The sequence below is a fragment of the Variovorax sp. P5_A3 genome (assembly GCF_056400665.1).
In genome coordinates, this window is the sequence record NZ_JBFUKW010000015.1 from 34309 (window position 1) to 60142 (window position 25834).

General features: G+C 67.0%; 24 protein-coding genes and 1 pseudogene. 21 read left to right on the forward strand and 4 right to left on the reverse strand.

The genetic code is table 11. The features are described 5' to 3' along the window. The first annotated feature begins 64 nt into the window (after positions 1 to 64). From serC to AC1D3B_RS22205, 3 genes are all read left to right on the forward strand, one after another. A complete protein-coding gene (gene serC, locus AC1D3B_RS22195; RefSeq protein ID WP_478192836.1) occupies positions 65 to 1147 on the forward strand; it encodes a 3-phosphoserine/phosphohydroxythreonine transaminase in 1083 nt (360 codons plus the stop codon). Next, positions 1140 to 2321 carry a phosphoglycerate dehydrogenase gene (locus AC1D3B_RS22200; protein ID WP_478192837.1) on the forward strand — a complete coding sequence of 394 codons (1182 nt, stop codon included), beginning with the start codon at positions 1140 to 1142 and terminating at the stop codon, positions 2319 to 2321. The genes serC and AC1D3B_RS22200 overlap by 8 nt, the downstream gene beginning before the upstream one ends. A 92-nt stretch (positions 2322 to 2413) precedes the next feature. Next, positions 2414 to 3436 (forward strand): class I fructose-bisphosphate aldolase, encoded by a 1023-nt coding sequence (locus AC1D3B_RS22205; protein ID WP_478192838.1) that lies wholly within the window; start codon positions 2414 to 2416, stop codon positions 3434 to 3436. 11 nt (positions 3437 to 3447) lie between these two features. On the opposite strand, the gene AC1D3B_RS22210 is transcribed toward AC1D3B_RS22205, so the two are convergent. Further along, positions 3448 to 4503 carry an alpha/beta fold hydrolase gene (locus tag AC1D3B_RS22210; protein ID WP_478192839.1) on the reverse strand — a complete coding sequence of 352 codons (1056 nt, stop codon included), beginning with the start codon at positions 4501 to 4503 and terminating at the stop codon, positions 3448 to 3450. A gap of 291 nt (positions 4504 to 4794) precedes the next feature. On the opposite strand from AC1D3B_RS22210, the gene AC1D3B_RS22215 reads away from it, so the two are divergent. The 12 genes and pseudogenes from AC1D3B_RS22215 to AC1D3B_RS22270 all read left to right on the forward strand — a co-directional run bounded on the left by AC1D3B_RS22215 (position 4795) and on the right by AC1D3B_RS22270 (position 17276). After that, complete coding sequence (locus AC1D3B_RS22215) at positions 4795 to 5841, forward strand: AI-2E family transporter (RefSeq protein ID WP_478192840.1); 1047 nt, start codon at positions 4795 to 4797, stop codon at positions 5839 to 5841. A gap of 231 nt (positions 5842 to 6072) precedes the next feature. Next, complete coding sequence (locus AC1D3B_RS22220) at positions 6073 to 7182, forward strand: efflux RND transporter periplasmic adaptor subunit (protein WP_478192841.1); 1110 nt, start codon at positions 6073 to 6075, stop codon at positions 7180 to 7182. Further along, positions 7179 to 8045, forward strand: a pseudogene (locus AC1D3B_RS22225) (efflux RND transporter permease subunit); the annotation flags it as partial. The gene AC1D3B_RS22220 and the pseudogene AC1D3B_RS22225, both read left to right, overlap by 4 nt. Positions 8046 to 8089: 44 nt before the next feature. Then, positions 8090 to 10249, forward strand: coding sequence for an efflux RND transporter permease subunit (locus AC1D3B_RS22230; protein ID WP_478192842.1), 2160 nt, complete (start codon positions 8090 to 8092; stop codon positions 10247 to 10249). 16 nt (positions 10250 to 10265) lie between these two features. Continuing rightward, the gene (locus tag AC1D3B_RS22235; RefSeq protein ID WP_478192843.1) at positions 10266 to 10766 is read left to right on the forward strand and encodes a Na+/H+ antiporter subunit E; all 501 of its coding nucleotides are present in this window, start codon (positions 10266 to 10268) and stop codon (positions 10764 to 10766) included. Continuing rightward, on the forward strand, positions 10759 to 11043 hold the full coding sequence (locus AC1D3B_RS22240) for an MrpF/PhaF family protein (RefSeq protein WP_478192844.1): 285 nt from the start codon (positions 10759 to 10761) through the stop codon (positions 11041 to 11043). The genes AC1D3B_RS22235 and AC1D3B_RS22240 overlap by 8 nt, the downstream gene beginning before the upstream one ends. Then, a complete protein-coding gene (locus AC1D3B_RS22245) occupies positions 11040 to 11336 on the forward strand; it encodes a cation:proton antiporter (RefSeq protein WP_478192845.1) in 297 nt (98 codons plus the stop codon). The genes AC1D3B_RS22240 and AC1D3B_RS22245 overlap by 4 nt, the downstream gene beginning before the upstream one ends. Then, entirely contained in the window at positions 11333 to 12274 is a 942-nt protein-coding gene (locus AC1D3B_RS22250) for a hydrogenase subunit MbhD domain-containing protein (protein ID WP_478192846.1), read from the forward strand. The genes AC1D3B_RS22245 and AC1D3B_RS22250 overlap by 4 nt, the downstream gene beginning before the upstream one ends. Beyond that, entirely contained in the window at positions 12271 to 12612 is a 342-nt protein-coding gene (locus tag AC1D3B_RS22255; protein ID WP_478192847.1) for an NADH-quinone oxidoreductase subunit K, read from the forward strand. Before AC1D3B_RS22250 ends, AC1D3B_RS22255 begins: the two co-directional genes overlap by 4 nt. Next, positions 12613 to 14142 (forward strand): complex I subunit 5 family protein, encoded by a 1530-nt coding sequence (locus AC1D3B_RS22260; RefSeq protein ID WP_478192848.1) that lies wholly within the window; start codon positions 12613 to 12615, stop codon positions 14140 to 14142. It begins immediately after the preceding gene. Beyond that, positions 14139 to 15800, forward strand: a complete 1662-nt coding sequence (locus AC1D3B_RS22265) for a proton-conducting transporter transmembrane domain-containing protein (protein ID WP_478192849.1) — start codon at positions 14139 to 14141, stop codon at positions 15798 to 15800. The genes AC1D3B_RS22260 and AC1D3B_RS22265 overlap by 4 nt, the downstream gene beginning before the upstream one ends. Before the next feature lie 36 nt (positions 15801 to 15836). Further along, positions 15837 to 17276 carry an efflux transporter outer membrane subunit gene (locus AC1D3B_RS22270; protein ID WP_478192850.1) on the forward strand — a complete coding sequence of 480 codons (1440 nt, stop codon included), beginning with the start codon at positions 15837 to 15839 and terminating at the stop codon, positions 17274 to 17276. On the opposite strand, the gene AC1D3B_RS22275 is transcribed toward AC1D3B_RS22270, so the two are convergent. Next, positions 17263 to 17703, reverse strand: a complete 441-nt coding sequence (locus AC1D3B_RS22275; RefSeq protein ID WP_478192851.1) for an outer membrane lipoprotein — start codon at positions 17701 to 17703, stop codon at positions 17263 to 17265. The two genes, AC1D3B_RS22270 and AC1D3B_RS22275, sit on opposite strands and share 14 nt — an antisense overlap. 240 nt (positions 17704 to 17943) lie before the next feature. On the opposite strand from AC1D3B_RS22275, the gene AC1D3B_RS22280 reads away from it, so the two are divergent. From AC1D3B_RS22280 to AC1D3B_RS22295, 4 genes are all read left to right on the forward strand, one after another. Next, positions 17944 to 18552, forward strand: coding sequence for a hypothetical protein (locus tag AC1D3B_RS22280; RefSeq protein WP_478192852.1), 609 nt, complete (start codon positions 17944 to 17946; stop codon positions 18550 to 18552). 79 nt (positions 18553 to 18631) lie between these two features. Then, a complete protein-coding gene (locus tag AC1D3B_RS22285; RefSeq protein ID WP_478192853.1) occupies positions 18632 to 20077 on the forward strand; it encodes an NAD-dependent succinate-semialdehyde dehydrogenase in 1446 nt (481 codons plus the stop codon). A gap of 66 nt (positions 20078 to 20143) precedes the next feature. Beyond that, a complete protein-coding gene (locus AC1D3B_RS22290) occupies positions 20144 to 21028 on the forward strand; it encodes a hypothetical protein (protein ID WP_478192937.1) in 885 nt (294 codons plus the stop codon). A gap of 65 nt (positions 21029 to 21093) precedes the next feature. After that, positions 21094 to 21429 carry a hypothetical protein gene (locus tag AC1D3B_RS22295; protein WP_478192854.1) on the forward strand — a complete coding sequence of 112 codons (336 nt, stop codon included), beginning with the start codon at positions 21094 to 21096 and terminating at the stop codon, positions 21427 to 21429. Positions 21430 to 21441: 12 nt separating this feature from the next. Here AC1D3B_RS22295 and AC1D3B_RS22300 read toward each other — a convergent pair whose 3' ends face one another. Beyond that, positions 21442 to 23271 (reverse strand): tannase/feruloyl esterase family alpha/beta hydrolase, encoded by a 1830-nt coding sequence (locus AC1D3B_RS22300; RefSeq protein ID WP_478192855.1) that lies wholly within the window; start codon positions 23269 to 23271, stop codon positions 21442 to 21444. A 215-nt stretch (positions 23272 to 23486) separates the two neighbouring features. On the opposite strand from AC1D3B_RS22300, the gene AC1D3B_RS22305 reads away from it, so the two are divergent. After that, a complete protein-coding gene (locus AC1D3B_RS22305) occupies positions 23487 to 24638 on the forward strand; it encodes a patatin-like phospholipase family protein (RefSeq protein ID WP_478192856.1) in 1152 nt (383 codons plus the stop codon). Further along, the gene (locus AC1D3B_RS22310) at positions 24635 to 25384 is read left to right on the forward strand and encodes an acetoacetate decarboxylase (protein ID WP_478192857.1); all 750 of its coding nucleotides are present in this window, start codon (positions 24635 to 24637) and stop codon (positions 25382 to 25384) included. The genes AC1D3B_RS22305 and AC1D3B_RS22310 overlap by 4 nt, the downstream gene beginning before the upstream one ends. Here AC1D3B_RS22310 and AC1D3B_RS22315 read toward each other — a convergent pair. Continuing rightward, complete coding sequence (locus tag AC1D3B_RS22315) at positions 25372 to 25761, reverse strand: hypothetical protein (protein ID WP_478192858.1); 390 nt, start codon at positions 25759 to 25761, stop codon at positions 25372 to 25374. The two genes, AC1D3B_RS22310 and AC1D3B_RS22315, sit on opposite strands and share 13 nt — an antisense overlap. Positions 25762 to 25834 lie beyond the last annotated feature (73 nt).

Here is a 25834-nt window from a genome sequence, read left to right on the forward strand (position 1 = left end):
TTGCATTTTGCGTCGGCCTCCTGTCGAATGGCGACCTTTCTCGCCATTTCCAGGAGACTCTTCAATGACGCGTGTCTTCAACTTCAGCGCGGGCCCGGCGACGCTGCCCGAATCCGTGCTTCGCCAGGCGGCCGACGAGATGCTCGACTGGCGAGGCAGCGGGATGTCGGTGATGGAGATGAGCCACCGGGGCAAGGAATTCATTTCCATCCATGCCGAGGCTGAAAGCCTGCTGCGCGAACTGATGGGGGTGCCGTCGAACTACAAGGTGCTGTTCCTGCAGGGCGGCGCCATCGCCGAGAACGCGATCGTGCCGATGAACATGCTGCGCGGACGCGCCGGCGCCGACTACATCGACACCGGCGAGTGGTCGAAGAAGTCGATCAAGGAAGCGAAGAAGTACTGCAAGGTCAACGTCGCGGCCAGCAGCGAGGCGGGTGGCTACACCAGCGTCCCGCGGCAGGACACCTGGAAGCTGGATCCAGATGCCGCCTACGTCCACATCTGCTCGAACGAGACCATCGGCGGCGTCGAATACCACTGGACGCCCGACACCGGCGACGTCCCGCTGGTGGCCGACATGTCGAGCAGCTTCATGTCGCGGCCGGTCGACGTGAGCCGCTATGGCCTCATCTACGGTGGCGCGCAGAAGAACGTGGGCCCGGCTGGCGTCACCCTCGTGATCGTGCGCGACGACCTGATCGGGCAGGCGCTGCCGGTCACGCCGTCTGCCTTCGACTACAAGATCCAGGCCGAGAACGACTCGATGTTCAACACGCCGCCGACCTACACGATCTACATCGCCGGGCTCGTGTTCAACTGGATCAAGGCGCGGGGCGGACTGACGGCCATGGAAGCGCACAACCGCAAGAAGGCGGCGGTGCTGTACGACCACCTGGAGACCACCTCCTTCTTCTACAACCCGGTGGCGCGCGAGGACCGCTCGCTGATGAATGTGCCCTTCAAGCTGCGCGACGAATCGCTCGACGAAGCTTTCCTCAAGGGCGCGCAGGCGCGTGGCATGGTGCAGCTGAAGGGACACCGCTCGGTGGGCGGCATGCGCGCGTCGATCTACAACGCCATGCCGATCGAAGGCGTCGTGGCGCTGGTCGAGTACATGAAGGAGTTCGAGGCCAGCCATGGCTGACCGGCTCAAGATCCTGGTGCTGAACGAGATCTCGGCCAGGGGCCTTCAGCGCCTGCCGGCCGATCGTTACCTGGCAGGCAAGGACGTGACAGCACCCGATGCGGTGCTGGTGCGCTCTGCCGACATGCATGCGATGGACATCCCCCGCAGCGTGCGCGCCATCGCCCGCGCCGGGGCAGGCACCAACAACATCCCGGTCAAGGCCATGAGCGAACGCGGCGTGCCGGTGTTCAACGCGCCGGGCGCCAACGCCAATGCTGTCAAGGAGCTCGTGGTGGCTGCCATGCTGATGGCCGCGCGCAATCTCTCGGGCGCCTTGCGTTTCGTCGACGAGCTCGGCCCGGGCCGCGCGGACATGGAAAAGACCGTCGAGAACGGCAAGGCCGCCTTTGCCGGCTTCGAGCTGGCGGGCCAGACGCTGGGCATCGCCGGCCTGGGCAAGATCGGATGCCTCGTGGCCGATGCCGCGATCAAGCTCGGCATGAACGTGCTCGGCTACGACCCGGACATCACCGTCGATGCCGCATGGAGCCTCCCGTCGCAGGTCCGCAAGGCCGCGAGCGTGGCGGACGTTCTGCGCAACGCGCAGTTCGTGACCCTGCACGTGCCGCTGGTGGATGCGACCCGGAACATGGTCAACGCCGAGAACATCCGCCTGATGCAGCCCGGCGCAGTGCTGCTGAACTTTTCGCGCGAGGGCGTGGTCAGCAACGAGGCGGTGCTGGCATCGCTGGCCGAGGGTCGCCTGGGGCGCTATGTCTGCGACTTCCCGAGCGCCGCGCTGCTGGGGCACGAGCGCATCGTGTGCCTGCCGCACCTGGGCGCCTGCACGCGCGAGGCGGAGGAGAACTGCGCGGTGATGGTCGCCGAGCAGCTGCGCGACTTCCTGGAGGACGGCAACATCACGAATGCCGTGAACTTCCCGGGCGTGAGCATGGCGCGCGAGTCGGCCTACCGCGTGGCGATCTCGAACGCCAACGTGCCCAACATGCTCGGCCAGATCTCCACCGCGATGGCGAACGCCGGCCTGAACATCCACAACATGGTCAACAAGTCGCGCGGCGACATGGCCTACACGCTGGTCGATATCGACAGTGCGGTGAGCCAGGCCGTGCTGGCCGACATCGCCGCCATCGACGGCGTGCTGTCGGCGCGCTACCTGCCGCGCACGTAGGACCGGCCCGGCCTTTTGGCATCACGACCGGCAGGGGCACTTGCGTTGGAGCGCCTCCCGGCAGGAGACTGGCCGCCCGAACGGAGACTGTCATGGCCATCACGAGCGAACTTGAAGCCACGGTGAAAGCGCTGATCCAGCGAGGCAAGGGCATCCTGGCCGCCGACGAGAGCGGCCCGACGATCGCGAAGCGTTTCAAGACGATCGGCGTCGAGTCGACCGAGGAGAACCGGCGCGCCTACCGCAGCCTGCTTCTCTCGACGCCGGGACTCGGAGAGCACGTGAGCGGCGTCATCCTCTACGAGGAGACACTGGGCCAGCGCGCCGACGACGGCGAGCTGCTGGCGCAACTGGTGGCGCGGCAGGGGATCGTGCCCGGCATCAAGGTCGATGCGGGCAAGGTCCCGCTGGCACTGTCGCCGGGCGACGAGATCACGCTGGGCCTGGACGGGCTCGCGCAACGACTGCAGGGCTACAAGCAGCAGGGCGCGCGCTTCGCCAAGTGGCGCGCGGTCTACAACATCTCCGACGTGCTGCCCGGTCGCGCTGCCATCGAAGCCAACGCGGAAGCGCTCGCGCGCTACGCCGCGGTCTGCCAGGCCGAGGGTGTGGTGCCCATCGTCGAGCCCGAAGTGCTGATCGACGGTGACCACACGATGGCGCGCTGTGCCGAGGTCACCGGGGATGTGCTGCACGAGGTCTTCCACGCGCTGCATCGGCACCACGTCGTGCTGGAGCACATGCTGCTCAAGCCGAGCATGGTGGTGCCCGGCAAGACCCATTCAAGGCAGGCAGCGCCCGCCGAAGTGGCCGAAGAGACCCTTCGCGTGCTGCGCCGCACGGTGCCTTCGGCCGTGCCGGGCATCAACTTCCTGTCAGGCGGGCAATCGCCTGCCGAGGCGACGGCCAATCTGGATGCTCTCAATCGGCTGGGGCCGCAGCCCTGGAGCCTGAGCTTTTCCTATGGGCGAGCGTTGCAGGACCCCGCGCTGCAGGCGTGGCAAGGAAAACCCGACCAGGTGCGGCCCGCCCAGGACGCGCTCCACAAGCGCGCGCGGCTCAACGGTGCCGCGAGCGAGGGCAAGTACGAAGCGGCGATGGAGCGTTCCGCATAGCGCGCCTGCGCTCAGAAGCGCTTGACGTCCACGACGGCCGCCGCGAAGGCTTCGGGCGCCTCCTGGGGCAGGTTGTGGCCGATGCCGCCACTGACCACCCGATGCTCGTAACGCCCCGAGAACTTCTTCGCGTAGGCGCTTGCGTCCGGATGCGGCGCCCCGTTGGCGTCGCCTTCGAGCGTGATGGTCGGCACCGTGATGACCGGCGCCTTTGCCAACTGCGCTTCGAGATCGGAATACTTCGCCTCGCCCTCCGCCAGGCCGAGCCGCCAGCGGTAGTTGTGGATCACGATGCTCACGTGATCGGGGTTGTCGAGCGCCAGCGCGCTGCGATCGAAGGTGGCGTCGTCGAAGGCCCATTTCGGCGAGGCGATCTGCCAGATCAGCCTGGCGAAGTCGTGCCGGTTCTTCTCATAGCCGGCCCGGCCGCGCTCCGTCGCGAAGTAGTACTGGTACCACCACTGCAGTTCGGCTTGCGGCGGCAACGGGATCTTGCCCGCTTCCTGGCTGCCGATCAGGTAGCCGCTGACCGACACCAGCGCGTTCACGCGCCCAGGCCACAGCGCGGCCATGATGCAGGCCGTGCGTGCGCCCCAGTCGCAGCCGGCGACCGTGGCCTTCTCGATCTTCAGCGCATCCATCAGGGCGATGATGTCGACGGCGACCGCGGCCTGTTGGCCGTTGCGGGCCGTGTCGCTCGAAAGGAATCGGGTGGTGCCATAGCCTCGCAGGTGCGGAACGATCACGCGGTAGCCGGCCGCCGCCAGCATCGGGGCCACGTCGACATAGGTGTGAATGTCGTAGGGCCAGCCGTGCAGAAGAATGACCGGGGCGCCATTGTCAGGGCCGGCTTCGAAGTAGCCCACGTTGAGCACACCGGCGTCGATGCGCTTCAGCGGTTCGAGGCGCTTCTGCGGCGGGGCGCGACGTGTACCGGACGCACCGGAAATGTTGGACGAGCCGGCAGACTGCGCGAAGGCGGGCATGCTCGTGACGAGTTGAGAGGCAACGCCGACGGCGGCGGTTCCAAGGAACGCCCGGCGGGGCAGGTTGAACGGGACCGGCATGGAAGGCTCCTCGAGATTCCGGAAGGTTGGGGAGGGGTACGGCCGTGATCTTGACGGCCGGAACGACGAACCGCCGCCGCACCGTATCGCCGTGTATCCGCGGGTGCATTCCATACATTAAATTTCCGCAGCCCCTTCATGCAACGCGTCCAATGCGAGTCGCTTGGCGCATCGACCAAGCGCATCGATCATCGGCCGGTCGCACGCTGGTCACATGGGCATCACATAAGATCAAGCGCGCTTCTGGCCTGGCCGACCCGGCCTTCCCTTTTCCGAGGAGCTGAATTCAAGATGAACCACCGGTTTCAAACCTTCGTGTATGGCACGGCCATCGCATTGATGATCGGTTGGATCTTCTTCATCGGACGCGATGTGTTCGTCCCGATCATGTTCAGCGTGTTCGTGGTGTACGTGATCCTCGGCCTCGCGCGGCTGATCGCGAGGATCCCGCTGCTCGGGCCGGCGCTTCCGCCCTTCGTCGTCTCGATCCTGTCGATACTGATCATCGCGTTCGGCCTGTTCATGGTGGTCTACACGCTCCTTGCCAACAAGGACAGCGTGATCGCGCAGGCCCCGCGCTACCAGGAGTCGCTGCTTGCCGCGGTCCAGCAGATCGCCGTCTTCCTGCACATCGAGGCGGAGCCCACGTGGACGACCTTGCGGCGCGACTTCCTCGCCCAGGTGAGCCTGCAACGATTGGTCGGGTCCGCACTCTCGTCCGCGTCGTCGATCTTCGCCAGCGTGGTGATCGTGGCGCTCTATGCCTGCTTCCTTCTCGTCGAACGCAGCCATCTCGATGCGAAGATCTCCAACATCGCCCAGAGCCCGCAGCACGCGCAGCGCATCAGGCAGGTGATCGCGGACATCAATTCGCGCGTGGGTGCCTATCTCGCGCTCAAGACTTTCCTCGGCGTGCTGCTCGGCGTGCTGAGCTATGCGGTCATGCGCTTCACGGGTCTCGAGTTCGCGACGTTCTGGGCGGTGATGATCGTGCTGCTCAATTTCGTCCCGTACATCGGATCGTTCCTGAGCGTGCTGCTGCCCGGTGCAATGGCGATGGCGCAGTTCGGCGATGCGTCGCATGTGCTGCCGATCCTGCTGTGGCTGACCGTCATCCAGTTCGTGATCGGCAACTTCATCGATCCCTATGTCATGGGCAACTCGCTCAACCTGAGCCCGTTTGCCATCCTGGTGAGCCTGGCCGTGTGGGTGGCGCTGTGGGGCGTGCCCGGTGCCTTCCTGGCGGTGCCGATCACCGCCATGCTCACGATCATCTTCTCTGAGTTTCCGGGCACGCGGCCTTTCGCCGTGCTGCTCTCGCGCGACGGCAAGCCCTGAAGGCTCGTCACCCGAGCCCCTGTTCAGTCGGCTCGCATGGCGTGGACAAAAGTGCTATTGACAAAGAAAGATCAGCCACTGATGCTCATTCGGACAGGGCCAATGGCATGAACGGGTAGTGTTTGCCGCCCTGTTGTTTCCCAGGGGAAACAGCCGTTCTTGAATGCATCTGGCGAAGCGGAAATCAGGGGGTCGGGATTCGAATCAGCTCCAAAGGAGCGAGGAGATTCAATGGCTTCGTGCATGTGCATGCTCGGGCGTGTCTTGCCCAGGACGACAGCGCTTTTCGCGCTCGTGACACTGGTTCTTCTGTCCGGGTGCAGGCGCGCCGAAGAGGCGCCGGTGGCGGAGATCCGGCCCGTCCGCGTGGTGACGATCGAGAAGCGCGCGATCGGCGACACGGTCACCCTCACCGGGTCCGTGCAGGCGCAGACCGAGATCAACCAGTCCTTCCGCATCGACGGCAGGCTGGTCGAGCGCAACGTGGAGATCGGCGACAGGGTGAAGCCCGGGCAGTTGCTGGCGAGGCTCGATCCGCTCAACGAGGAGAGCAGCCTGCAGTCCGCACGCGCGCAACTTGCGGCCGCCCAGGCGCAGGCGGTGGAGGCCCGCAACAGCCATGCGCGGCTGCGTGACCTGCTCAAGGAGGATGCGGTCTCGCGCGCTTCCTTCGAGCAGGCGGAGGCCCTGCTGAAGGTCGCGCAGTCGCAGGTCGAGTCCGCCCAGTCGCTGGTGACGCTCGCGCAGAACCGGTTGAGCTACACGCGCCTGGTCTCCGACGTTTCCGGCATCGTGACGGCACGCGGGCCGGAGCCCGGCGAGGTGGTGCAGGCGGGGCGCATGATCGTGCAGGTCGCGCGAGAAGGTGCGCGCGATGCGGTCTTCGATGTGCCGGCGCAGGTGAAGAACAGCGCGCCGTCGAATCCCGACATCACCGTCTCGCTGGTCAGCGATCCGGCCGTTACGGCCCAGGGGCAGGTTCGCGAGGTATCGCCTCGCGCCGATCCGGTGACCGGCACTTTCAGCGTCAGGGTCCGCCTGATCAACCCGCCCGCCGCGATGCGTCTGGGCTCGACGGTCAACGGACGCATGAAGCTCGAGGCCGCCCCGGCCATCGATATTCCCGCCACGGCCCTGAACCGTTCGGGCAAGAGCGCTTCCGTGTGGGTGGTCGATCCAAAGGCCGGGACCGTCTCGGCCCGCACCATCGAGGTGCGGGCCTATGACGCGGCGCGCGTCCAGGTCACGTCAGGCCTCGCACCCGGCGATGTGGTCGTGACCGCGGGCGTCCAGGCGCTGCGGCCCGGCCAGAAGGTCCGAATGCTCGAGGCGGCGCAGTGATCGGCCCGAACCTGTCGGAGTGGGCGCTCTCCAAGCGCTCGCTGGTGATCTTCCTGATGCTCATCGCGGTGATCGCGGGGACGCTGTCCTTCATTCGCCTGGGGCGTGCGGAAGATCCGGTCTTCACCTTCCGCACCATGGTCGTGGCGGCCGGCTGGCCCGGTGCGACGGTCGACGAGACCCTGCAGCAGGTCACAGAGCGGCTCGAACGCACGCTGCAGGAGACAAACCATCTCGACCGCGTGCGCAGCTACACGGTCGCGGGCCAGACGACGATCTTCGTGGACCTGGAGCAGTCGACGCCGGCGGCGGCCGTTCCCGACATCTGGTACCAGGTGCGCCGGAACATCGGCGACATGCGGCAGACGCTGCCGGCCGGCGTGGTCGGGCCCTTCTTCAACGACGACTTCGGCAGCACCTTCGGGATCATCTACGCCTTCACGGCCGACGGCTTCACCTTCCGCGAACTGCGCGACTACGTCGAGGCGGCACGCTCGCTCCTGCTGCAGGTGCCCGACGTCTCGAAGATCGAGGTGATGGGCGCGCAGGACGAGCAGATCTTCATCGAGTTCTCGACCGAGCGCCTTGCCGGACTGCGGCTGGACTATCCGACCATCGTCGGCGCGCTGCAGGCGCAGAACATCGTGCGGCCGGCCGGCACCATCCAGACCGGGCAGGAGCGCGTCTTCATGCGCGTCACCGGCGCCTTCGATTCGGAGCGCGACATCGAAGCGGTCAACCTCGTGGTTGGCAACCGGATCATCCGACTGGGCGACATCGCCACCGTGCGGCGCGGCTTCGTCGACCCGCCGCAGCCGATGTTCCGTGTCAACGGCAAGCCCGCGATCGGGCTTGCGATCGCGATGCGGGCGACATCCTCGCGCTCGGCCGCAACATCCGCGCCGAGATGGCCGACATCACGTCGAACCTGCCGCACGGCATCCAGCCGACGCTGGTCGCGGACCAGGCCATCACGGTCGACGTGGCGATCAACGACTTCATGGCCTCGCTGTGGCAGGCCATCATCATCATCCTGGTGTGCAGCTTCGTGAGCCTGGGCGTGCGTCCCGGCACGGTGGTGGCGCTGTCGATCCCGCTCACACTGGCGATCGTGTTCGCGATCATGGACGTGCTGCACATCGACCTGCACCGCGTGTCGCTCGGCGCGCTGATCATCGCGCTGACACTGCTCGTCGACGACGCGATGACCACTGTCGACGCGATGATCAACCGGCTCGCGGCCGGCGACACCAAGGACCAGGCCGCGACCTTCGCCTACCGCACGCTGGCCGCGCCGATGCTGATCGGCACGCTGGTGTCGATCTCGAGCTTCGTGCCGATCGGCTTCGCACGGAGCTCCGCGGGCGAATACACCTTTTCGATCTTCGCGGTCGTCGCCATTGCGCTCCTCGTGTCCTGGCTCGGGGCCGTCATCTTCTCGCCGCTGGTCGGCAAGGCGATCCTCAAGGCGCCCAAGCCCGATGCGCCACCGCCCAAGCCGAGCAAGGTGGTGGAGATCTACGGCAAGTTCCTGCGGGGCGCGATCCGCGCGAAATGGCTGACCATCGGTCTCACCATCGTCGCGTTCGCGGCAACGATCTTCCTGCTGCAGTTCGTGCCGAGGCAGTTCTTCCCGGCGTCGGACCGTCCCGAGCTGACGATCGACATGACCTTGCGCCAGAACGCCTCGATCCACGCGACGGAGGCGCAGGCCGAGCGCTTCGAGACCCTGCTGAAGGACGACCCCGATGTGGATCACTTCAGCACCTATGTCGGACGCGGCGCGGTCCGCTTCATCCTCACGCTCAACGTGCAACTGGCCAATCCCTTCTTCGCACAGTTCGTCGTGGTCGCCAAGGACCTCGATGCACGCGACAGGCTTCAGCTGAAGCTGGAGAAGGCGCTCGCGGAGCAGTTCCCCGACGTGGTCGCGCGGGTGTCGCCGCTCGAACTCGGGCCGCCGGTGGGCTGGCCGCTGCAATACCGCGTGACAGGACCGGATGCGAACGAGGTGCGCAAGCACGCGCTCGAACTGGCCGACATCCTCGGCTCCGACGGCCGCGTGCGGCACGTCAACTACGACTGGATGGAGCCGGCGCGGCAGGTCAGGGTGCACATCAACCAGGACGAGGCACGGCAACTGGGCGTGAGCACGCGCACGCTGGCGGGCATCCTGAATGCGGCGGTGACGGGATCGCCGGTGACGCAGGTCCGCGACGACATCTACCTCATCAACGTCGTGGCGCGCGCCACCGATGAGCAGCGCGTGTCCTTCCAGACGTTGAGCTCGCTGCAGGTGCCCACGCCCACCGGGCGCATGGTGCCGCTGAGCCAGTTCGCGACCTTCACCGAGGAGCAGGAACTGCCGCTCATCTGGCGGCGCAATCGCCTGCCGACGCTCACGGTACGTGCCGACGTCATCCATGGTGTGCTTCCGGACGAAGTGGTCGAGAAGCTCGCGCCGAGGATGGCCGAGTTCAACGCCAAGCTGCCCAAGGGCTACAAGGTCGAGACCGGGGGCCTGTTCGAGGAGAGCGCCGCATCGAGCGCGTCGGTCTACGCCGTCGTGCCGCTGATGATCGTCCTGATGCTGGTAAGCATGATGGTGCTGCTGGTGAGCTTCCGGCGGCTGGCGATGGTGGTCTTGATCATGCCGCTGGGGCTGATCGGCGTCGTGCTGACGCTGCTGCTGTTCAACAGGCCGCTGGGCTTCGTCGCGATCCTCGGCATCCTGGCGCTGATTGGCATGATCGCGAAGAACGCGGTGATTCTCATCGTGCAGATCGAGACCTATCGCGCCGAGGGCCAGAGCGTGCTTGATGCGGTCATGGCATCGGGGACTTCGCGCATGCGGCCGATGATGCTGACGTCGATATCGACCGTGCTCGGCCTGATCCCGATCGCGCCGACGGTGTTCTGGGGCTCGATGGCCTTCGCCATCATGGGCGGCCTGCTGGTGGCGACGCTGCTGACGCTGGTGTTCCTCCCGACCGTGTACGTGGCTGTGTTCGGCAAGGAGAAGCCGTCGTCCGACGAGGCGCTCCATCCCGCCAGCGATCCGGCGTGAGGGGCACGGGGGCTTCATGACGAACACCCCATCATTGGCCGGCACCGCGCTGACGCGCGGCGTGATGTTCATGGTGCTCTGGCTCGTGCTGATGCCGAGCGCGAAGCCGGTCGACCTCGCCTTCGGGCTGGTCGCCACCGTCGGCGCGACGTGGACCAGCCTGCACCTGCTTCCGCGCGCGGCCGGGCACGTGCGCTTCCGCGCGTTGCTCGGGTTCATTCCGCACTTCCTGTGGCAATCGGTGCTGGCCGGCGTCGACGTGGCGCGCCGTGCGTTCCATCCGCGCATGCCGATGAATCCGGGATTCGTCTCGAGCCCGGTGGGCTTTCCGCCGGGGCTGGCGCGCAACGAGTTCACCTCGATCATGAGCCTGCTGCCCGGCTCCGTTCCAGTCGGCGAGACGGAAGACACCATCGTGTTCCACAGCCTGGACATCACCGAACCGCTGGCGGAGCACATGGCCGAAGAGGAGAAGCTGCTGGCCAACGCGCTGGTCGCAGGGGAGGGCCATGAATAGCTTCCTGATCGGCGCCACCGCCTTCGTCCTGGCGATGGTTGCGCTGGGCCTGATCGGCGTGTTGCGCGGACCGGGGAACGTCGATCGCATGATGGCGGTGCAGCTCTTCGGCACCGGCGGCATCGCGGCCCTGCTGCTGGCGGGCGCCGCGATTGACATGGACGCGGTCATCGACGTGGTGCTGACGCTGTCGATCCTCGCGGCCTTCGCTGCCATCGCCTTCGTGAAGGCCGGGGCCGCTTCGGTACGGGACGAGGCGGGGAGCGACGGGCGATGACGAACCTCCTCGCCGACATCTTCACGATCGTCGCGATCTGCGCGGGGGCGTTCTTCTTTCTCGCCGGCAGCGTGGGGCTGCTGCGCTTTCCGGACACCTTCACGCGCCTGCATGCGTTGACCAAGGCCGACAACCTCGGGCTCGGGCTGGTGGTGATCGGGCTGCTGCCGCAGGTCGACAGTCTGTCGACCGCATGCAAGCTGGTGCTGATCTGGCTGCTCGTGCTACTGGGGTCGGCCACCGTGTCCCAGCTCATTGCACGCGCCGTGCGTCGCGAAGGGCCGAAGGCATGAGCCTCACGCTGAACATCGCGCTGGCGCTGTTGTTCCTGGGGCTCGCGGCCTGGACGGTCTTCGCGCGCGATACCTTCGCGTCGGTCGCAGGGTTCATTCCGTATGGATTGATGCTCACGCTGGTGTGGCTGCAGTTGTCGGCGATCGATGTGGCGATGACCGAAGCCGCCATCGGTGCCGGCCTGACCGGTGCGCTGCTGGTCGGTGCCGCGTCGCGGCTGCGCAGGACCGAGGCCGCGGCCCATGCGGACCGGCCGGGGCTTCTTACGCGCGTGCTGGCTGCCATTGCTGCGGTTGCCGTGGCGGGGGTGATCGCCTTCTGCGTGCTCGCGCTGCCCGATCTCGCGCCCACGCTCGCTCCGCAGGTGGCCGACAACATCGCATCGACCGGCGTCGGCAATCCGATCACTGCGGTGCTGCTGTCTTTCCGCGCGATGGATACGTTGCTCGAAGCGGTGGTGCTGCTGTTCGCGCTGGTCGGCGTGTGGTCGCTCGCGCCGGACCGCGCCTGGGGCGGTCGACCTGGCGCCGGGCAGCCGGTCGATCCCAACGGCATCCTGGCGTACTTTGCGCGCGTGCTGCCGCCGATCGGGATCGTGGTCGCGATCTACATCCTGTGGGTGGGTGCGGACCACCCGGGCGGGAAGTTCCAGGGCGCGACGATCCTTGCTGCGATGTGGTTGCTGGTCATGATGGCCGGCCTGGCCGATGCGCCACCCGTGAGCCGCACCTGGCTGCGCACCGTGCTCGTGGGCGGGCCGGCGGTGTTCATTGCGGTCGGCTTCACGGGCGCCGCCATCGCCGGCGCATTCCTCGGCTATCCGGAAGGCTTCGCCAAGCCGCTGATCGTTGTCATCGAAGCCGCGCTGATGCCCTCGCTGGCGGTGACGCTGGCCCTGCTGCTGGCCGGCGCGCCGCAACGCGCGATGGAACCATGACCCCGACGACGCTGTTCGGACTGTGCGCCGCGGTGCTGGTGGGCCTCGGCTTGTACGGCCTGATCGTCAATCCGCAGCCGCTGCGCAAGATCCTCGCGTTCAACCTGATCGGCAACGGCATCTTCATCGTCTGCGCTGTGATCGCGCGCCGGGGCGCGGCCGCCGGGATGAACGGCGACCCGGTGCCACAGGCACTGCTGATCACCGCCATCGTCGTCGCCTTCGCGGCATCAGCGCTCGCTGTCGCGCTGCTGCTGCGACTGTTCGAGGAAGCCGGCTCGGTGACCCTGTCCGGCGATCTGTCACCCAAGGCGAAAGCTGCCGATGGAGAGGTCTAGATGCCACTCTCCGCGTCGATGGAACTGACGACACCCGGCGGCCTCCTGCTCGTGCTGGCGGTGCTGGTGCCGTTCGTGGGCGTGCTCGTCGGGCTCGTGCTGGGCGGGCGGAATGCGCACCGCGTCGCGATGGTCACCTTGCTGCTCGGACTCGGCATCGCTTTCGCGATCGCCCGGGCCCTGGTGCTTCACGGCGATGCGCTCGTCTATCTGCTCGGCGGCTGGACACCGCCACTCGGCGTCGCGCTGCGCGCGGATGGACTGTCGGTCGTCATGCTGGTCGCCGTCGCCGTGGTGGTCAGCATGATCGGCGTGTACGCGAGCGGCGACTTCGGCACGCCCAAAGGCACGCGCGAGGCGCGGGCGCCGTTCACGTTCTGGCTGCTGTTGCTCGCGGTCTGGGGATCGCTCAACCTCGTGTTCGTGAGCGGCGATGTGTTCACGCTGTACGTCGCGCTCGAACTGCTGACCTTCGCGGGCGTGCCGCTGGTCAGCCTCGATGGCCGCGGCGAGACGCTGCAGGCGGCGCTGCGCTACCTGGTGTACGCACTGCTGGGGTCGATGTTCTATCTGCTGGGCGCCTTCCTGCTGTACGGCGCCTACGGCACGCTCGACATCGCGTTGCTGGCGGCGAACGTCCGCGCCGAGCCGGTGACGTGGGCGGCCGCGGCGTTGATGACGGCCGGGCTCCTGGCCAAGACCGCACTGTTCCCGCTGCACCTGTGGCTGCCGCCCGCGCATGCCGGCGCGCCGGCCGCGGCGAGTGCGTTGCTTTCCGCGCTGGTGATCAAGGGCGCGTGGTTCCTGGTGGTGCGCCTCTGGCTCGACGTGTTCGCCAATGTCATCACGTGGCCCTCCGCGCAACTGCTGGCGGCGCTCGGCGCGGCGGCGATCCTCGTCGGCAACGTTGTAGCGCTGCGGCAGGTGCGGCTGAAGCTGCTGATCGCCTATTCGACCGTCGCGCAGATCGGCTATCTCTTCCTGATGTTCCCGCTGGTCTTCGGCATGGATGCGGCGCAACTCGACAGCGCGTCGACCATCAGCGGCGGCATGCTGCAGGCGATCTCGCACGCGACCGCGAAGGCCGCGATGTTCATGGCCGCCGGACTCATCTACTCGACCCTGGGGCACGATCGCGTGGCGGACCTGCGTGGCGTGGGGCGAGCGTTGCCGATGACGATGGTTGCGTTCGCGCTCGGCGGCGCATCGCTGATCGGGCTGCCGCCTTCCGGCGGCTTTCTTGCGAAGTGGCTGCTGCTGTCGGCCGCGGTCGCGACCGCGCAATGGTGGTGGGTGCTCGTGATGCTCGCTGGCGGGCTGCTGACCAGCGCCTACGTGTTCCTGGTCATGGTCCGCGCGATGACGCCGGCGGAACCCGGCTGGACGCCAAAGGCAAATGTGCCGCGCTACCAGCAGCTGGCCGTGCTGGCACTGGCCCTGTGCTCCTTCCTGCTGGGCCTGGCCGCACTGAGTCCGATCGACATGACCCAGATCGGACGCTCGACCCTTCCGTTGGCGGGGCCACGATGATCATCGGATCGGCCAGCCTGCTCGTCATCCTGCTCGGCGCTGCGGGCCTGCTGGCGGCGGCCATCCTCATTCCGTTGCTGATGCTGCTGGCCTGCATGTCGCGGAAGCTGCGCCGCCCGATGGCAAGCCTCTTCATCGTCGCGCCGCTTCCGGCACTGGCGGCGGCGCTCTTTGCAGGAGGCGACTCGGCGCTGATCGTCGGCAACGCGCGCTATGCGCTGACGCTAGCGCTCGATGCGCCGGGCGCGATGCTGCTCGCTGTGGCGTCGCTGCTGTGGAGCCTGGCGGGCATCTACGCCGCACGCTACGTGCGCGACCGGCCGGATGCCGATGGCTTCATCGTGTGCTGGCTCATGACGCTGACCGGCTGTGTCGGCGTCTTTCTCGCGGCCGACATGGTCGGTTTCTATTTCCTGCTGGCCGTGCTGAGCGTCGGAGCGAGCGGGCTTGTCCTGCAGGGCGAAGGGCCCGACGCGTGGCGCGCAAGCGCCCTCTATCTGGGGCTCGCGTTGCTGGCCGAAGCCTTCCTGCTTGCCGGCCTCATCCTCCTGGCGCAAGCTATACCGGATGGCAGCCTGCTCATCCGCGATGCCGCAGCCGCGTTGCCGACATCTCCCACGCGCAATCTCACGCTCGTGCTGCTGCTCGTCGGGCTCGGCATGAAGGCGGGTCTCGTGCCGCTGCATTTCTGGATGCCGCTCGCGTACGGCACTGCGCCCATTCCTGCGGCAGCGGTGATGAGTGGCGCCGTGGTCAAGGCCAGCATCATTGCGTTGATCCGCTTCCTGCCGTTCGATGCGGCGCTGCCTGATTTCGGACTGCCGCTGGCGGCAGTCGGCATGTTCGGCGCGCTCTATGGCGTCGTGATCGGCATCACGCAGTCCCGACCTCAGGTCGTGCTCGCGTACTCCAGCGTGAGCCAGATGGGTTTCGTCGTCGCCGTGATCGGCATGGGCCTTGCCGCCGGCGACGCCACGGCCGCGATCGCCGCAGCCTTCTACGCGGCGCACCATCTGCTGGTGAAGGGTGCGTTGTTCCTGGCGGTCGGCGTGATCATGCTCACGGGCCGACGGCGCCTGTGGCCGATGCTCATTCCTGCCGCATTCATCGGTCTGGGGCTGGCGGGCCTGCCGCTGACCGGCGGGGCGCTGACCAAGTACGCGGCGAAGGACATCCTGGGCGACGGGTTGGCCGGCACCATTGCGGTCGTGTCGTCGGTGGCCTCGTCGCTGCTGATGATCCACTTCCTCCGTCGCCTGATGGCGCAGACGGCAGCGGACCCCGACGCACGCGCGCCCGCCTCGCTCATCGTCTCGTGGATCGCGATGGCGGTGGCATCGGTGGTGGTGCCGTGGGCGCTCTACCTTGCCATTTCGACGGATGCCTTGCCCAAGGCCCTGGCGCCGGCTGCGCTCTGGTCGGGCCTGTGGCCGGTGCTGGTGGGTGCCGTGCTCGCCGTCCTGCTGGACCGCGCGGCGCGGTATCTGCCTCGCATTCCCGTGGGCGACCTCGGCATCGCCCTGGGCCATCTGAAATGGGCGTGTGACGGGACCGGCTCGGCCTTCGAGCGAACGGACATCTTCCTGCGACGGTGGCCGGTGGCCAGCATCGCGTTGCTGGCAGTGTCATTGCTTTTCGGCTGGGCATTGCTGGCCTGACATGGACACCATCGCAACTTCAGCGAGGAAATCGATATGAGGACCCTCACGGTCACAGCGCTGGTCGCCGCCGCCTTCTGCTTCACCGGCTGCACCGTCGGGCCGAACTACGTGCGGCCCGAGGTGCAGGCGCCGACCGCGTGGCGCATCGACTACCCCAAGGCCGCGGAGGTCGCGAACACGAAGTGGTGGGAGCAGTTCGGCGATCCCGTGATGAACGAGCTGATCGAGTCGGCACTTCGCGAGAACCTCGATGTGCGCGTGGCGGCGGCGAGGATCGACCAGTTCATCGGCACGCTCGGGGTCGTCGGGTCGCAGGCCTATCCGCAACTCGGCTACAGCGGTGGCGCAAGCCGGACCCGTGCGAGCCGCGAGGGGCAGCCGCCGATTCCCGAGCCCGCCAATCCCTATTTCACGCTGTACCAGGCGGCCCTCGGCGCCACGTGGCAGGTCGATCTCTTCGGTCGTGTCCGACGCCAGAGCGAAGCCGCGCAGGCCCAGGTCTACGCGAGCGAGCAGGCGCAGCGCGGCGTCGTGCTCACACTGGTGGCGGGCGTAGCGACCAGCTACCTCGCACTGCGCGGGCTCGATCGCCAGCGCGAGATCGCCGTGGCCACCGCGGCGAACTTCGGCGAGACGGCGCGGATCTTCGACCTGCGCTTCAAGTCGGGCATCGTGTCCAAGACGGAGGTCAGCCAGATCCGCTCGCAGTACCAGCAGGCGCAGACGGCCATTCCGGCGATCGAGCAGCAGATCGCGGCGGTCGAGAACCGCATCTCCATCCTGCTCGGACGCAACCCGGGTCCGATCCCGCGCGGCAAGAGCATCGAGCAGCTCGCGGCACCGCTGATCCCCGCCGACCTGCCTTCGGCGCTGCTGCAGCGGCGGCCGGACATCCTGGCGGCCGAGCAGAACCTCGTGGCCGCGAACGCCAACATCGGTGCGGCGCGTGCGCTCTACTACCCGACCATCTCGCTGACCGGCGCCTTCGGCTCGACCAGCACGGCGGCCAGCAATTTCCTGTCGGGGCCGGCCACCGCGTGGCAGGTGGTTGCGGGCCTGACCGGTCCGATCTTCACCTTCGGCGCGATCGAAGGCCAGGTGAAGTCGGCCGAGGCGCAGAAGGAGCAGGCGCAGCTCGTCTACCAGCAGACCGTGCTGAATGCGTTCCGCGACACCAACGATGCGCTCACCGGATCGCAGAAGACGATCGAGGGGGTGGCCTTCCAGCGCGAGCGCGTGCGGGCCCTGCGCGAATTCGCCCGGCTGTCACGCCTGAAGTTCGAGAGCGGCCTGATCGGCTATCTCGAAGTGCTGGTGGCCGAGACCGAACTCTTCTCCGCCGAACTCGCGTCGGTCGCGTTGACGACGGACCGCTACACGCAGGTCGTGAATGTCTACCAGGCCATGGGCGGCGGCTGGGTCGACATCGCCGATTCGATCACGCCGCGCCCGGTCGCCCTTATTGCGGAGTGACGCGCGCGGCGTCGCCGTTGCCCTGGATGAAGACGCGCTGACCCACGCGCAGGCCCGGCTGCACCGGCTGGGTCACTTCGATCAGGACGCCGCTGTCGGTGCGGACGAAGACTTCCTGCCCGGGCATCGGCTGGGCCGAGCGGTTCGCGACCTCGGCACCGGCCAACGAGCCGCCGATGGCGCCGGCCACCATGGCGACGTCGCGGCCGGTTCCGTTGCCGATCAGGCTGCCGAGCCCGACGCCCGTGAGGCCACCGACCACCGCGCCGACGCCGGTGTGGGCAGGGCTGCGGATGGTCGTCGGCGAGATCTGCTCGATCACCCCCTGGCGGATGATCTGCGATCCGGGTTGCTGGGGTGCCGCGCAGGCGGCCAGCACGAGGGTCAGCGCAAGGGCTGCGAGGCGTGAGAAGAGTCGGGTCGCCATGGATGTTTCTCCTTCCGTAGGTGTGGTTTTGTGCGTTTCATGATGGCAGCCGAACCGTGCCGGGCAATTGGCCGAACGTGCAGCGTTGCCTGCCCCTTCGGGCAGCGCTCAAGTTTCCGCGGTTCCCGCCGATATATCCATCGCGTGCATGCAACTCGTCGTGTCGGACGGGCCTGCCCCGTGAGGAGTGAGTGTGAGATTCGGAAACAGCCGCGGCGGCAATCGAACGGGGAACCCGGCATGACCTTGGGTGGCTATGGCATCGATGCCTTCAAGGTGCTCGCCGTGGCGGGACCGGTGGCCGGCTTCGTGGCGGTCGCCCAGGTGCGCTCGTCGCGGCGGCAGAAAGAGGCGCTCAAGATCGAGGCCGCGCTGCGCACCGCGCGCAGCGTGTATGTGGACGTGCCCGGTTCCGGCGCATCCGTGCGTTTCGACCTCACCCCGCAATTGCTGGGATGGATGGCAGCCGCGCTCAGCGGCGCGCTTCATGGCATGGATACACCCGACGCGGTGATGCTGGCCTTCGTCGTCGACGCCACGTGGAAGGGCGTTGGTTCGCTGGGCACTGACGGTGATTCGGTGTTTCCGAGCCAGTTGATCGCGACACGCGAGTTCTTCATGGTCCGCTCGGTGGACCCGTGGTGCGACAGCGCCAAGATAGCGCTGCGCACCATGCTCGACGCCCATCGCAGCCTGCCCGAGGGCGAACCGCTCTTTTGCGCGCCGGACGGCTCGATCCAGCCCACGCCGCCGCGGCGGATGCGGGCGCCGTCCATGCCGGTGCCCCGACAGTTCTACTGGGTGCGCGCCGAGGCATCCGCGGCTGAAACCAGGCGTAACCCCACATAGCCCCGACGGCGGAGTCGGTCGGGAAAGGGCGCTAGGATTCGCGGGAACCTACCTCCCATCCGTACAACAAGGATCTCGCATGACCACCCCCAGTTACCCCGACACCCGCCTGCTGATCGACGGCGAGTGGTGCGACGCCGTGAGCGGCAAGACATTGAACGTGATCAATCCCGCGACCGGCAAGCCGATCGGCAAGGTCGCCCATGCCGGCATCGCCGACCTGGACCGTGCGCTCGATGCGGCGCAGCGCGGCTTCGAAGCGTGGCGCAAGATCCCGGCCAACGAGCGCGCGGCCACCATGCGCAAGGCCGCCAGCCTGCTGCGCGAACGCGCCGCCGACATCGCCCGCGTCCTCACGCAGGAACAGGGCAAGCCCTTTGTCGAAGCCCGCGGCGAAGTGCTGGCTGGCGCCGACATCATCGAATGGTTCGCCGACGAAGGCCGCCGCGTCTACGGCCGCATCGTGCCCTCGCGCAACCTGTCGGCGCAGCAGCTCGTCATCAAGGAGCCGGTGGGCCCGGTGGCGGCCTTCACGCCATGGAACTTCCCGATCAACCAGATCGTGCGCAAGCTCGGCGCCGCGCTCGCCAGCGGCTGCTCGTTCCTCGTCAAGGCGCCGGAAGAAACCCCGGCATCGCCTGCCGCGCTGCTGCAGACCTTCGTCGATGCCGGCGTGCCGAAGGGCACGGTCGGCCTGGTGTTCGGCGATCCGGCCGAGATCTCCAACTACCTCATCCCGCATCCGATCATCCGCAAGGTGACCTTCACCGGTTCCACGCCGGTGGGCAAGCAACTCGCCGCCCTGGCCGGAGCGCACATGAAGCGCGCGACCATGGAACTCGGCGGGCACGCCCCCGTGATCGTCGCTGCCGACGCCGATGTGGCCCTGGCAGCCAAAGCCGCGGGGAGCGCGAAGTTCCGCAACGCCGGGCAGGTCTGCATCTCGCCGACGCGCTTCCTGGTGCACAACAGCATCCGCGAAGAATTCGCCCGTGCGATGGTCGTGCAAGCCGAACGCCTGAAGCTGGGCGACGGCCTGGCCGAAGGCACCACGCTCGGCCCGCTGGCCAACTCGCGGCGCCTGACCGCCATGGCCAAAGTGCTCGACGATGCGCGCGCCACCGGCGCCACGGTTGCCACTGGCGGCGAGCGCGTGGGAACGGACGGCAACTTCTTCGCGCCCACGGTGCTCACGGATGTCTCGCTGGACGCCGACGTGTTCAACAACGAACCCTTCGGCCCGATCGCGGCCATCCGCGGCTTCGACACGCTCGAGGAAGCCATCAAGGAAGCGAACCGCCTGCCGTACGGCCTGGCGGGCTATGCCTTCACCCAGTCGATCAAGAACGCCCACATCCTCTCGCAGCAGATGGAAGTCGGCATGCTGTGGATCAACCAGCCGGCCGCCCCGTCGCCGGAAATGCCCTTCGGCGGCGTGAAGGATTCGGGCTACGGCTCGGAAGGCGGTCCGGAAGCCATGGAGGCCTACCTGGTCACCAAGGCGGTGTCGATCATGGCGGTCTGATACCCCCTCCCGTCCGGCGGCGTACGCTAGCCAGAAGCGTGATACGGCGTGACAATTCGCCGCATCATGAATCACGCGACGATTCGCCGGGCGTTGCTCTGGGTCTGGTTGCTTCTGTTGCCGGCCATCGCGCTGGCGCAGTCGCAGCTTGGCAGCGCCGCGGCGATGCAGGCCAAGCACGACGCCCTGAAGGGGCAGCTCGAGCAGAACGTCTTCGGCCGCCCGCTGGCGCTCGAATCCACCGAAGCGTCCGGGCAATTGAGCGGCAACATCTTCGCGGAGGTGGCCTATCCCTTCGACCAGGTGAGCAGCGCCTTGGGCACGCCGGCCGGCTGGTGCGAGGTGCTGATGCTTCATCTCAACACCAAGCACTGCGCCGTGCGCGACACCGGCGGCACCAAGACGGTGGCCGTCGCGGTGGGCCGCAAGTTCGACCAACCCTTGTCGGAGGCGCAAAAGGTCGATTTCGTCTGGCAGCCGGTGACCACGACGGCAGACTATTTCAATGCGCGACTGAGTGCCGACAAGGGGCCGCTGTCGACCCGCGACTACCGGATCGAACTCGAGGCGACGCCACTGGACGGCGGCAAGACCTTCATCCATCTCGGCTACAGCTATGCCTACGGCACGGCGGCGCGCATCGCCATGCAGGGCTACCTCTCGACGATCGGCAGCGACAAGGTCGGCTTCACGTCGACGGGCACCAACGCATCGGGCGAGAAGGCCTACGTGGGCGGGGTGCGGGGCGTCGTGGAGCGCAACACCATGCGCTATTACCTCGCCATCGACGCCTACCTGGGTGCCCCCGACCCCAAGCAGCTCCCGTCGCGCCTCGACACCTGGTTCGACAGCACCGAGCGCTATGCGCGGCAGCTGCACGAAGTAGAGCGGAATGACTACCTCACCATGAAGCGCAACGAATACAAGCGCATGACGAGCGGAGGCTCCTAGGAAAGCACCCTTGCGTTCCAAATCGATACACATGTATCCTTGTGTGTCTGAAAGGACGGTGCCCCATGGATGTTGATTTCCACCTGCACAAGGTACAGGCCCTCAGCCCGAAGGCCGCGAAGATCGCATTGCGCATGCTGGACCGCGACCCGCGCGTTCCCACCGAATGGGTGATGTCGCTGCGGCCGGCGCTGGTCGACCGAAGTAGTGACGCCGAGTCTTTCGGCGGCACCGACTGGATGACCATCGCCGCGATCGAGCGCCCCGGCATCCGACGCTTCACCGAACACTTCGAGAGCCGCGAACAGCGCCACGCGCGCCTGTGGGTGCTCAGCCTGCGCACGGCCGCCAGCAAGCACGACCGCGCCGACCCCGACGCGAGCATCTACGGCGCGCTCTAGCCCGGCCCTCGCTCAAGAACAGTTGTACGAACTCGCCGCCAGCGGGTCCGTGCCGGCGAAAACCGGCTTCGTCGGGTACATGCAGATCGGCCGTGAGGCCTCGCCGGGACTGGCCGGCGTCTTCTGGGACGTGATGTCGATCCGGCTCGGCGGCTGGTCCTGTTCGACCCAGGTCGTCAACGCCAGGTAGAGCTGGTCAATCGTGGGCAGCGGAATCGTCGCGGCCGCGTTGGTCGTGCCGTTCGCAAAGCCGTGGGCCATGCCCGGGACGAGGAACAGCCTGTAGAAGTTCTTGACCACCTGGTCCCCGCCCATCTTCGCCGTCAAGCGGTTGTAGTAGTTGAGCGTGCCTTGCGGCGGGATGAGTGTGTCCGCGAGCCCGTGGTAGACGAGCATCTTGCCGCCGCGCGCCGCGAACGGCGCCAGGTTGTTGTCGTCCGTGTTGATGTTGGCGAAAGAGGTCTGCAGGGACACGCCCTTGTCGTAGGCGTTCGACAGGTCGAGGTACGACATCCCCTTCCAGCGGTCCGTGCCGTTGCCTGTGGCGTTGACGAAGTTGATCGTCGCGAAGCTTGGGCTCTGCAGTTCCAGCGCCACCATGTCGCTCGCGATGGTGAAAGGCGTCGGGCCGCCGAGGCCGCCGATGTTGGTGCCGCGGGTCAGGCCGTACCAGCGCTGGGCGCCTTGCGGTTCGAGCGCGGTGCCGTTGTCGGTCGAAGGCGAGGGCACCGAGCCGTCGGCCGTCTGCCCGTACCAGATCTTGTTCATCGCCACGGCCTGGACCTGGGTCACGCAGTCGCCCGCCGGCGCGTTGCCGCCGCTCGTCGCGCAGATCACGTTCAGGTCCTGCGTCGGGTCATAGCGGCAGACGAACGGGTCCGGGATGTAGCCGAGGTGCACGTTGCCGACCGCGTCGCAGGAATTGATCGCGGCATTGCCCAGTGACGCAATCTGCCCGGTGGTCAGGGGCACGCCGCCGAGGTCGCGCTGGTAGACGATCTGCGGATACAACTCCGAGGTGATGAACTTTGTCCAGTTGATGGCGGGTGCGCCGGCCAGGATGCCGTCGAAGTCGGCCGGGTTGGCCTGGGCCTCCATGTGACCCTGGCGGCCGCCGGTCGAGAAGCCATTCCAGTACGCGCGCTTCGCCGCCACGCCGTAGTAGGCCTGCGTCAGGGCCTTGGTCTTGACGGCCATCTCGTGGATGCCGCGTTGCGCGAAGTCGTTCCAGAGCACCGTGTTGATGGAGCCGTCGGGATTCATGGCGAAGGAGCCGCCGTTCGCCGTGTTGGCATGGCCCGTGTCGGTGCTGGCGGAGACCGCGCCTTCGACCATCGCGGTCGTGGCCGGCGCGCCCGAAGTACTGCCCGCAATGCCGGCGAGCGCCGTCAGCGACGTCTGCACGCCGCCCGCCCAGCCACCGCCGCCCTTCACATGGATCCGCTGGTTCCATTTGCTCTCGCTGGGAAGCCACACCTCGATGCCGATGCCCTGCGAAGTCGAAGGCGCGTCCGCCGGCCCCGGGTTGCCCGGCTTGACCAGCAGTTTCACGACGCACACGTCGCTCGTGGCCGTCGGCGTCGTGGCGGATGCCGTGCCCGAGAGCAGCAGCGGATCGCCGGCCTTGAAGGACTTGACGAGCAGGACCTGCGTCAACGGGTCCGGGGTGAAACGTGTCTTCATCGTGTCGTCGCAAGTGAGCTTGGCCTGCCCCGGAATGACCGGGAATCCGCCGCCGCCACCACCTCCGCCGCCGCAAGCCGCCACGCCGCCCGCGAGGACGAGGGAAGCCAGCCGGGCCAGGGCGCGCGCCCGGGATTCAACGCCGCAAGATGTGCGCATGAAAGTCTCCTTGTTGAATGCGCCGGCCACCGCCCGGCGCTGACAAGTTGATGCATCCTGTCGCGAATCCGAAGCGTAGGAAGTCGCCCATCCCTATCGGCGACCCATACCTACATGGTGGAAATTCAAGTCACCACGACAGGGCCTTTTGATCGAGAATCCCGGCCCATGAGCGATCTGATTTCAAGCGGCGTTCACGAGGCCGGGGCCTGCTGATGGGCGCGCTGCACCGCGCGGGCCGCAAGGCATTGGTCCTTCAGGGCGGCGGCGCGCTCGGCGCCTACCAGGCCGGCGTCTACGAAGCCCTGAGCGAACAGAAGCAAACGCCGCAGTGGATTGCCGGGGTGTCGATCGGCGCGATCAACTCGGCACTGATCGCCGGCAATGCGCCGGAGAAGCGGGTCCAGCGCCTGCGCGAATTCTGGGAACTTGTGTCTTCCAGTCCGTCGCAGCAACTGCCGTCCTGGATGGGTGACCGCGCCGTGCTGAACCAGTGGAGCGCGAGCCTCGCCACATTGTTCGGCATTCCCGGCTTCTTCCAGCCACGGGCTTCCGCCTCGCTGCTGATGGGCGGCGCCGCACCGCTGCTGAGCTACTACGACACCGCGCCGCTGCGACAGACGCTCGAACGCTTGGTCGACTTCGACCGGATCAACGCGCGCGAGATGCGTTTCAGCGTGGGTGCCGTCAATGTGTGCAACGGCAATTCGGTCTACTTCGACAACACGGTGCAAAAGATCGGGCCTGAACACGTCATGGCCAGCGGCGCGCTGCCGCCCGGTTTCGCGCCGGTGGAGGTCGACGGCGAGTCCTACTGGGACGGTGGGCTGGTGTCGAACACGCCGCTGCAATACGTGCTGGACAGCCATCCGCGCAGCGAGGCGCTGGTCGTGCTGCAGGTCGACCTGTTCAATGCGCAGGGATCGATGCCGGCCACGCTGTCGGACGTGCTGGGCCGGCAGAAGGACATCACCTATTCGAGCCGCACACGCATGAACACCGACGCGCTGGCGGCCAACATGAACCTGCAGCAGGCCATTGCGGACTTGCTCGCCAAGCTGCCGGCCGCCCTGCGCAAGGACGCGAGCGTGCAGGCGGTGCGCGAGCAGCTCTCGCACGAGCCGATCGACATCTTCCACCTCATCTACCGCGACAAGGTCTACGAGCGCGAGTCGAAGGACTACGAGTTCTCGCGTGCCACGGTCGACGAGCACTGGGAGGCCGGGGCACGCGATATGCGTGCGACGTTCGCGCATCCGGAATCGCTGCGCAGCGATGCGCAGAACAATGGCGTGACCACCTACGACCTGAGCGACCCGGATGAAATCCGGGTCAAGCGGCCGTTGACGCAAGAAAGCCTGAAATGAACATTGAAGACGTCAAGCGAACGGCTTTCGCCATGCCGCTCACGAACCCGGCGTTTCCGCCGGGGCCCTACCGTTTCGTGCGGCGCGAGTTCCTCGTCATCACCTACCGCACCGACATGGACGCCCTGCGCGCGGTCGTGCCCGAGCCGCTCGAAGTGGTGGAGCCGCTCGTCAAGTACGAGTTCATCCGCATGCCCGATTCGACCGGCTTCGGCGACTACACCGAATCCGGCCAGGTCATCCCGGTGCAACTGCGCACCGACAAGGGCGTGGAGCAGGGCGCGTACGTGCACGCCATGTACCTCGACGACCACCCGCCCATCGCCGGCGGACGCGAGCTGTGGGGCTTTCCGAAGAAGCTGGCCTCACCCGTGCTCGACTACGAGACCGACGTCGTGGTCGGTACGCTCGACTTCGGCAAGGTGCGCATCGCGAAGGCCACGATGGGCTTCAAGCACCGCACGCTCGAACACGCGCCGATCCTTGCCGGCATCGCGCAACCCAACTTCCTGCTCAAGATCATCCCGCACGTCGACGGCACGGCCCGCATCTGCGAGCTGGTGCGCTACCACATGGTCGATGTCACGCTGCATGGCGCGTGGGGCGGGCCGGCTTCGCTCGAGCTGCATCCGCATGCGCTGGCGCCGGTGGCGGACCTGCCGGTGCTCAAGGTCGAATCGGCCGTGCATTACATCGCCGACATGACCCTCGCGCTCGGTACCGTCGAATACGACTACCTCGCCTGAGCGCCGCGCTTCGTCCTGATCAAGCTGCGGCGACTTTTCTGGACTTCCGCGAGCATCTTCAGTTGATCGGCGCAGTCGGCCGGCGCGGCGACCAGCACGAAAGGGCTGCGCCGCAGGGCGGTGATGGTCTTCTCGACTTCCACCGGATCGCGATTCTTCGAGATCAGTCCGGCAGCGACGGCCGCCTTCGATTGCCTGAAGAAGGCCTTCTCGTAGCCCGGCGTGCCGCACCGCGCGGCGATCACGCGGTAGTCGGCCTCCTGCTGTTCGCTGGACAGGAAGGCGCCCATGCTTCCTGGTGACTGTGCCGCCGCCGTGAACGGTGCGACCGCAGCCAGTGCCGAGAAGATGGCTCCGATTTCGATGTGCGCTTTCATGTAAACCCCCCTGAGTCGATAACGCTTTTTTGCCGTTTCATCGTAAAGGGGCGCCCGAGTGTTGTGCCATCTG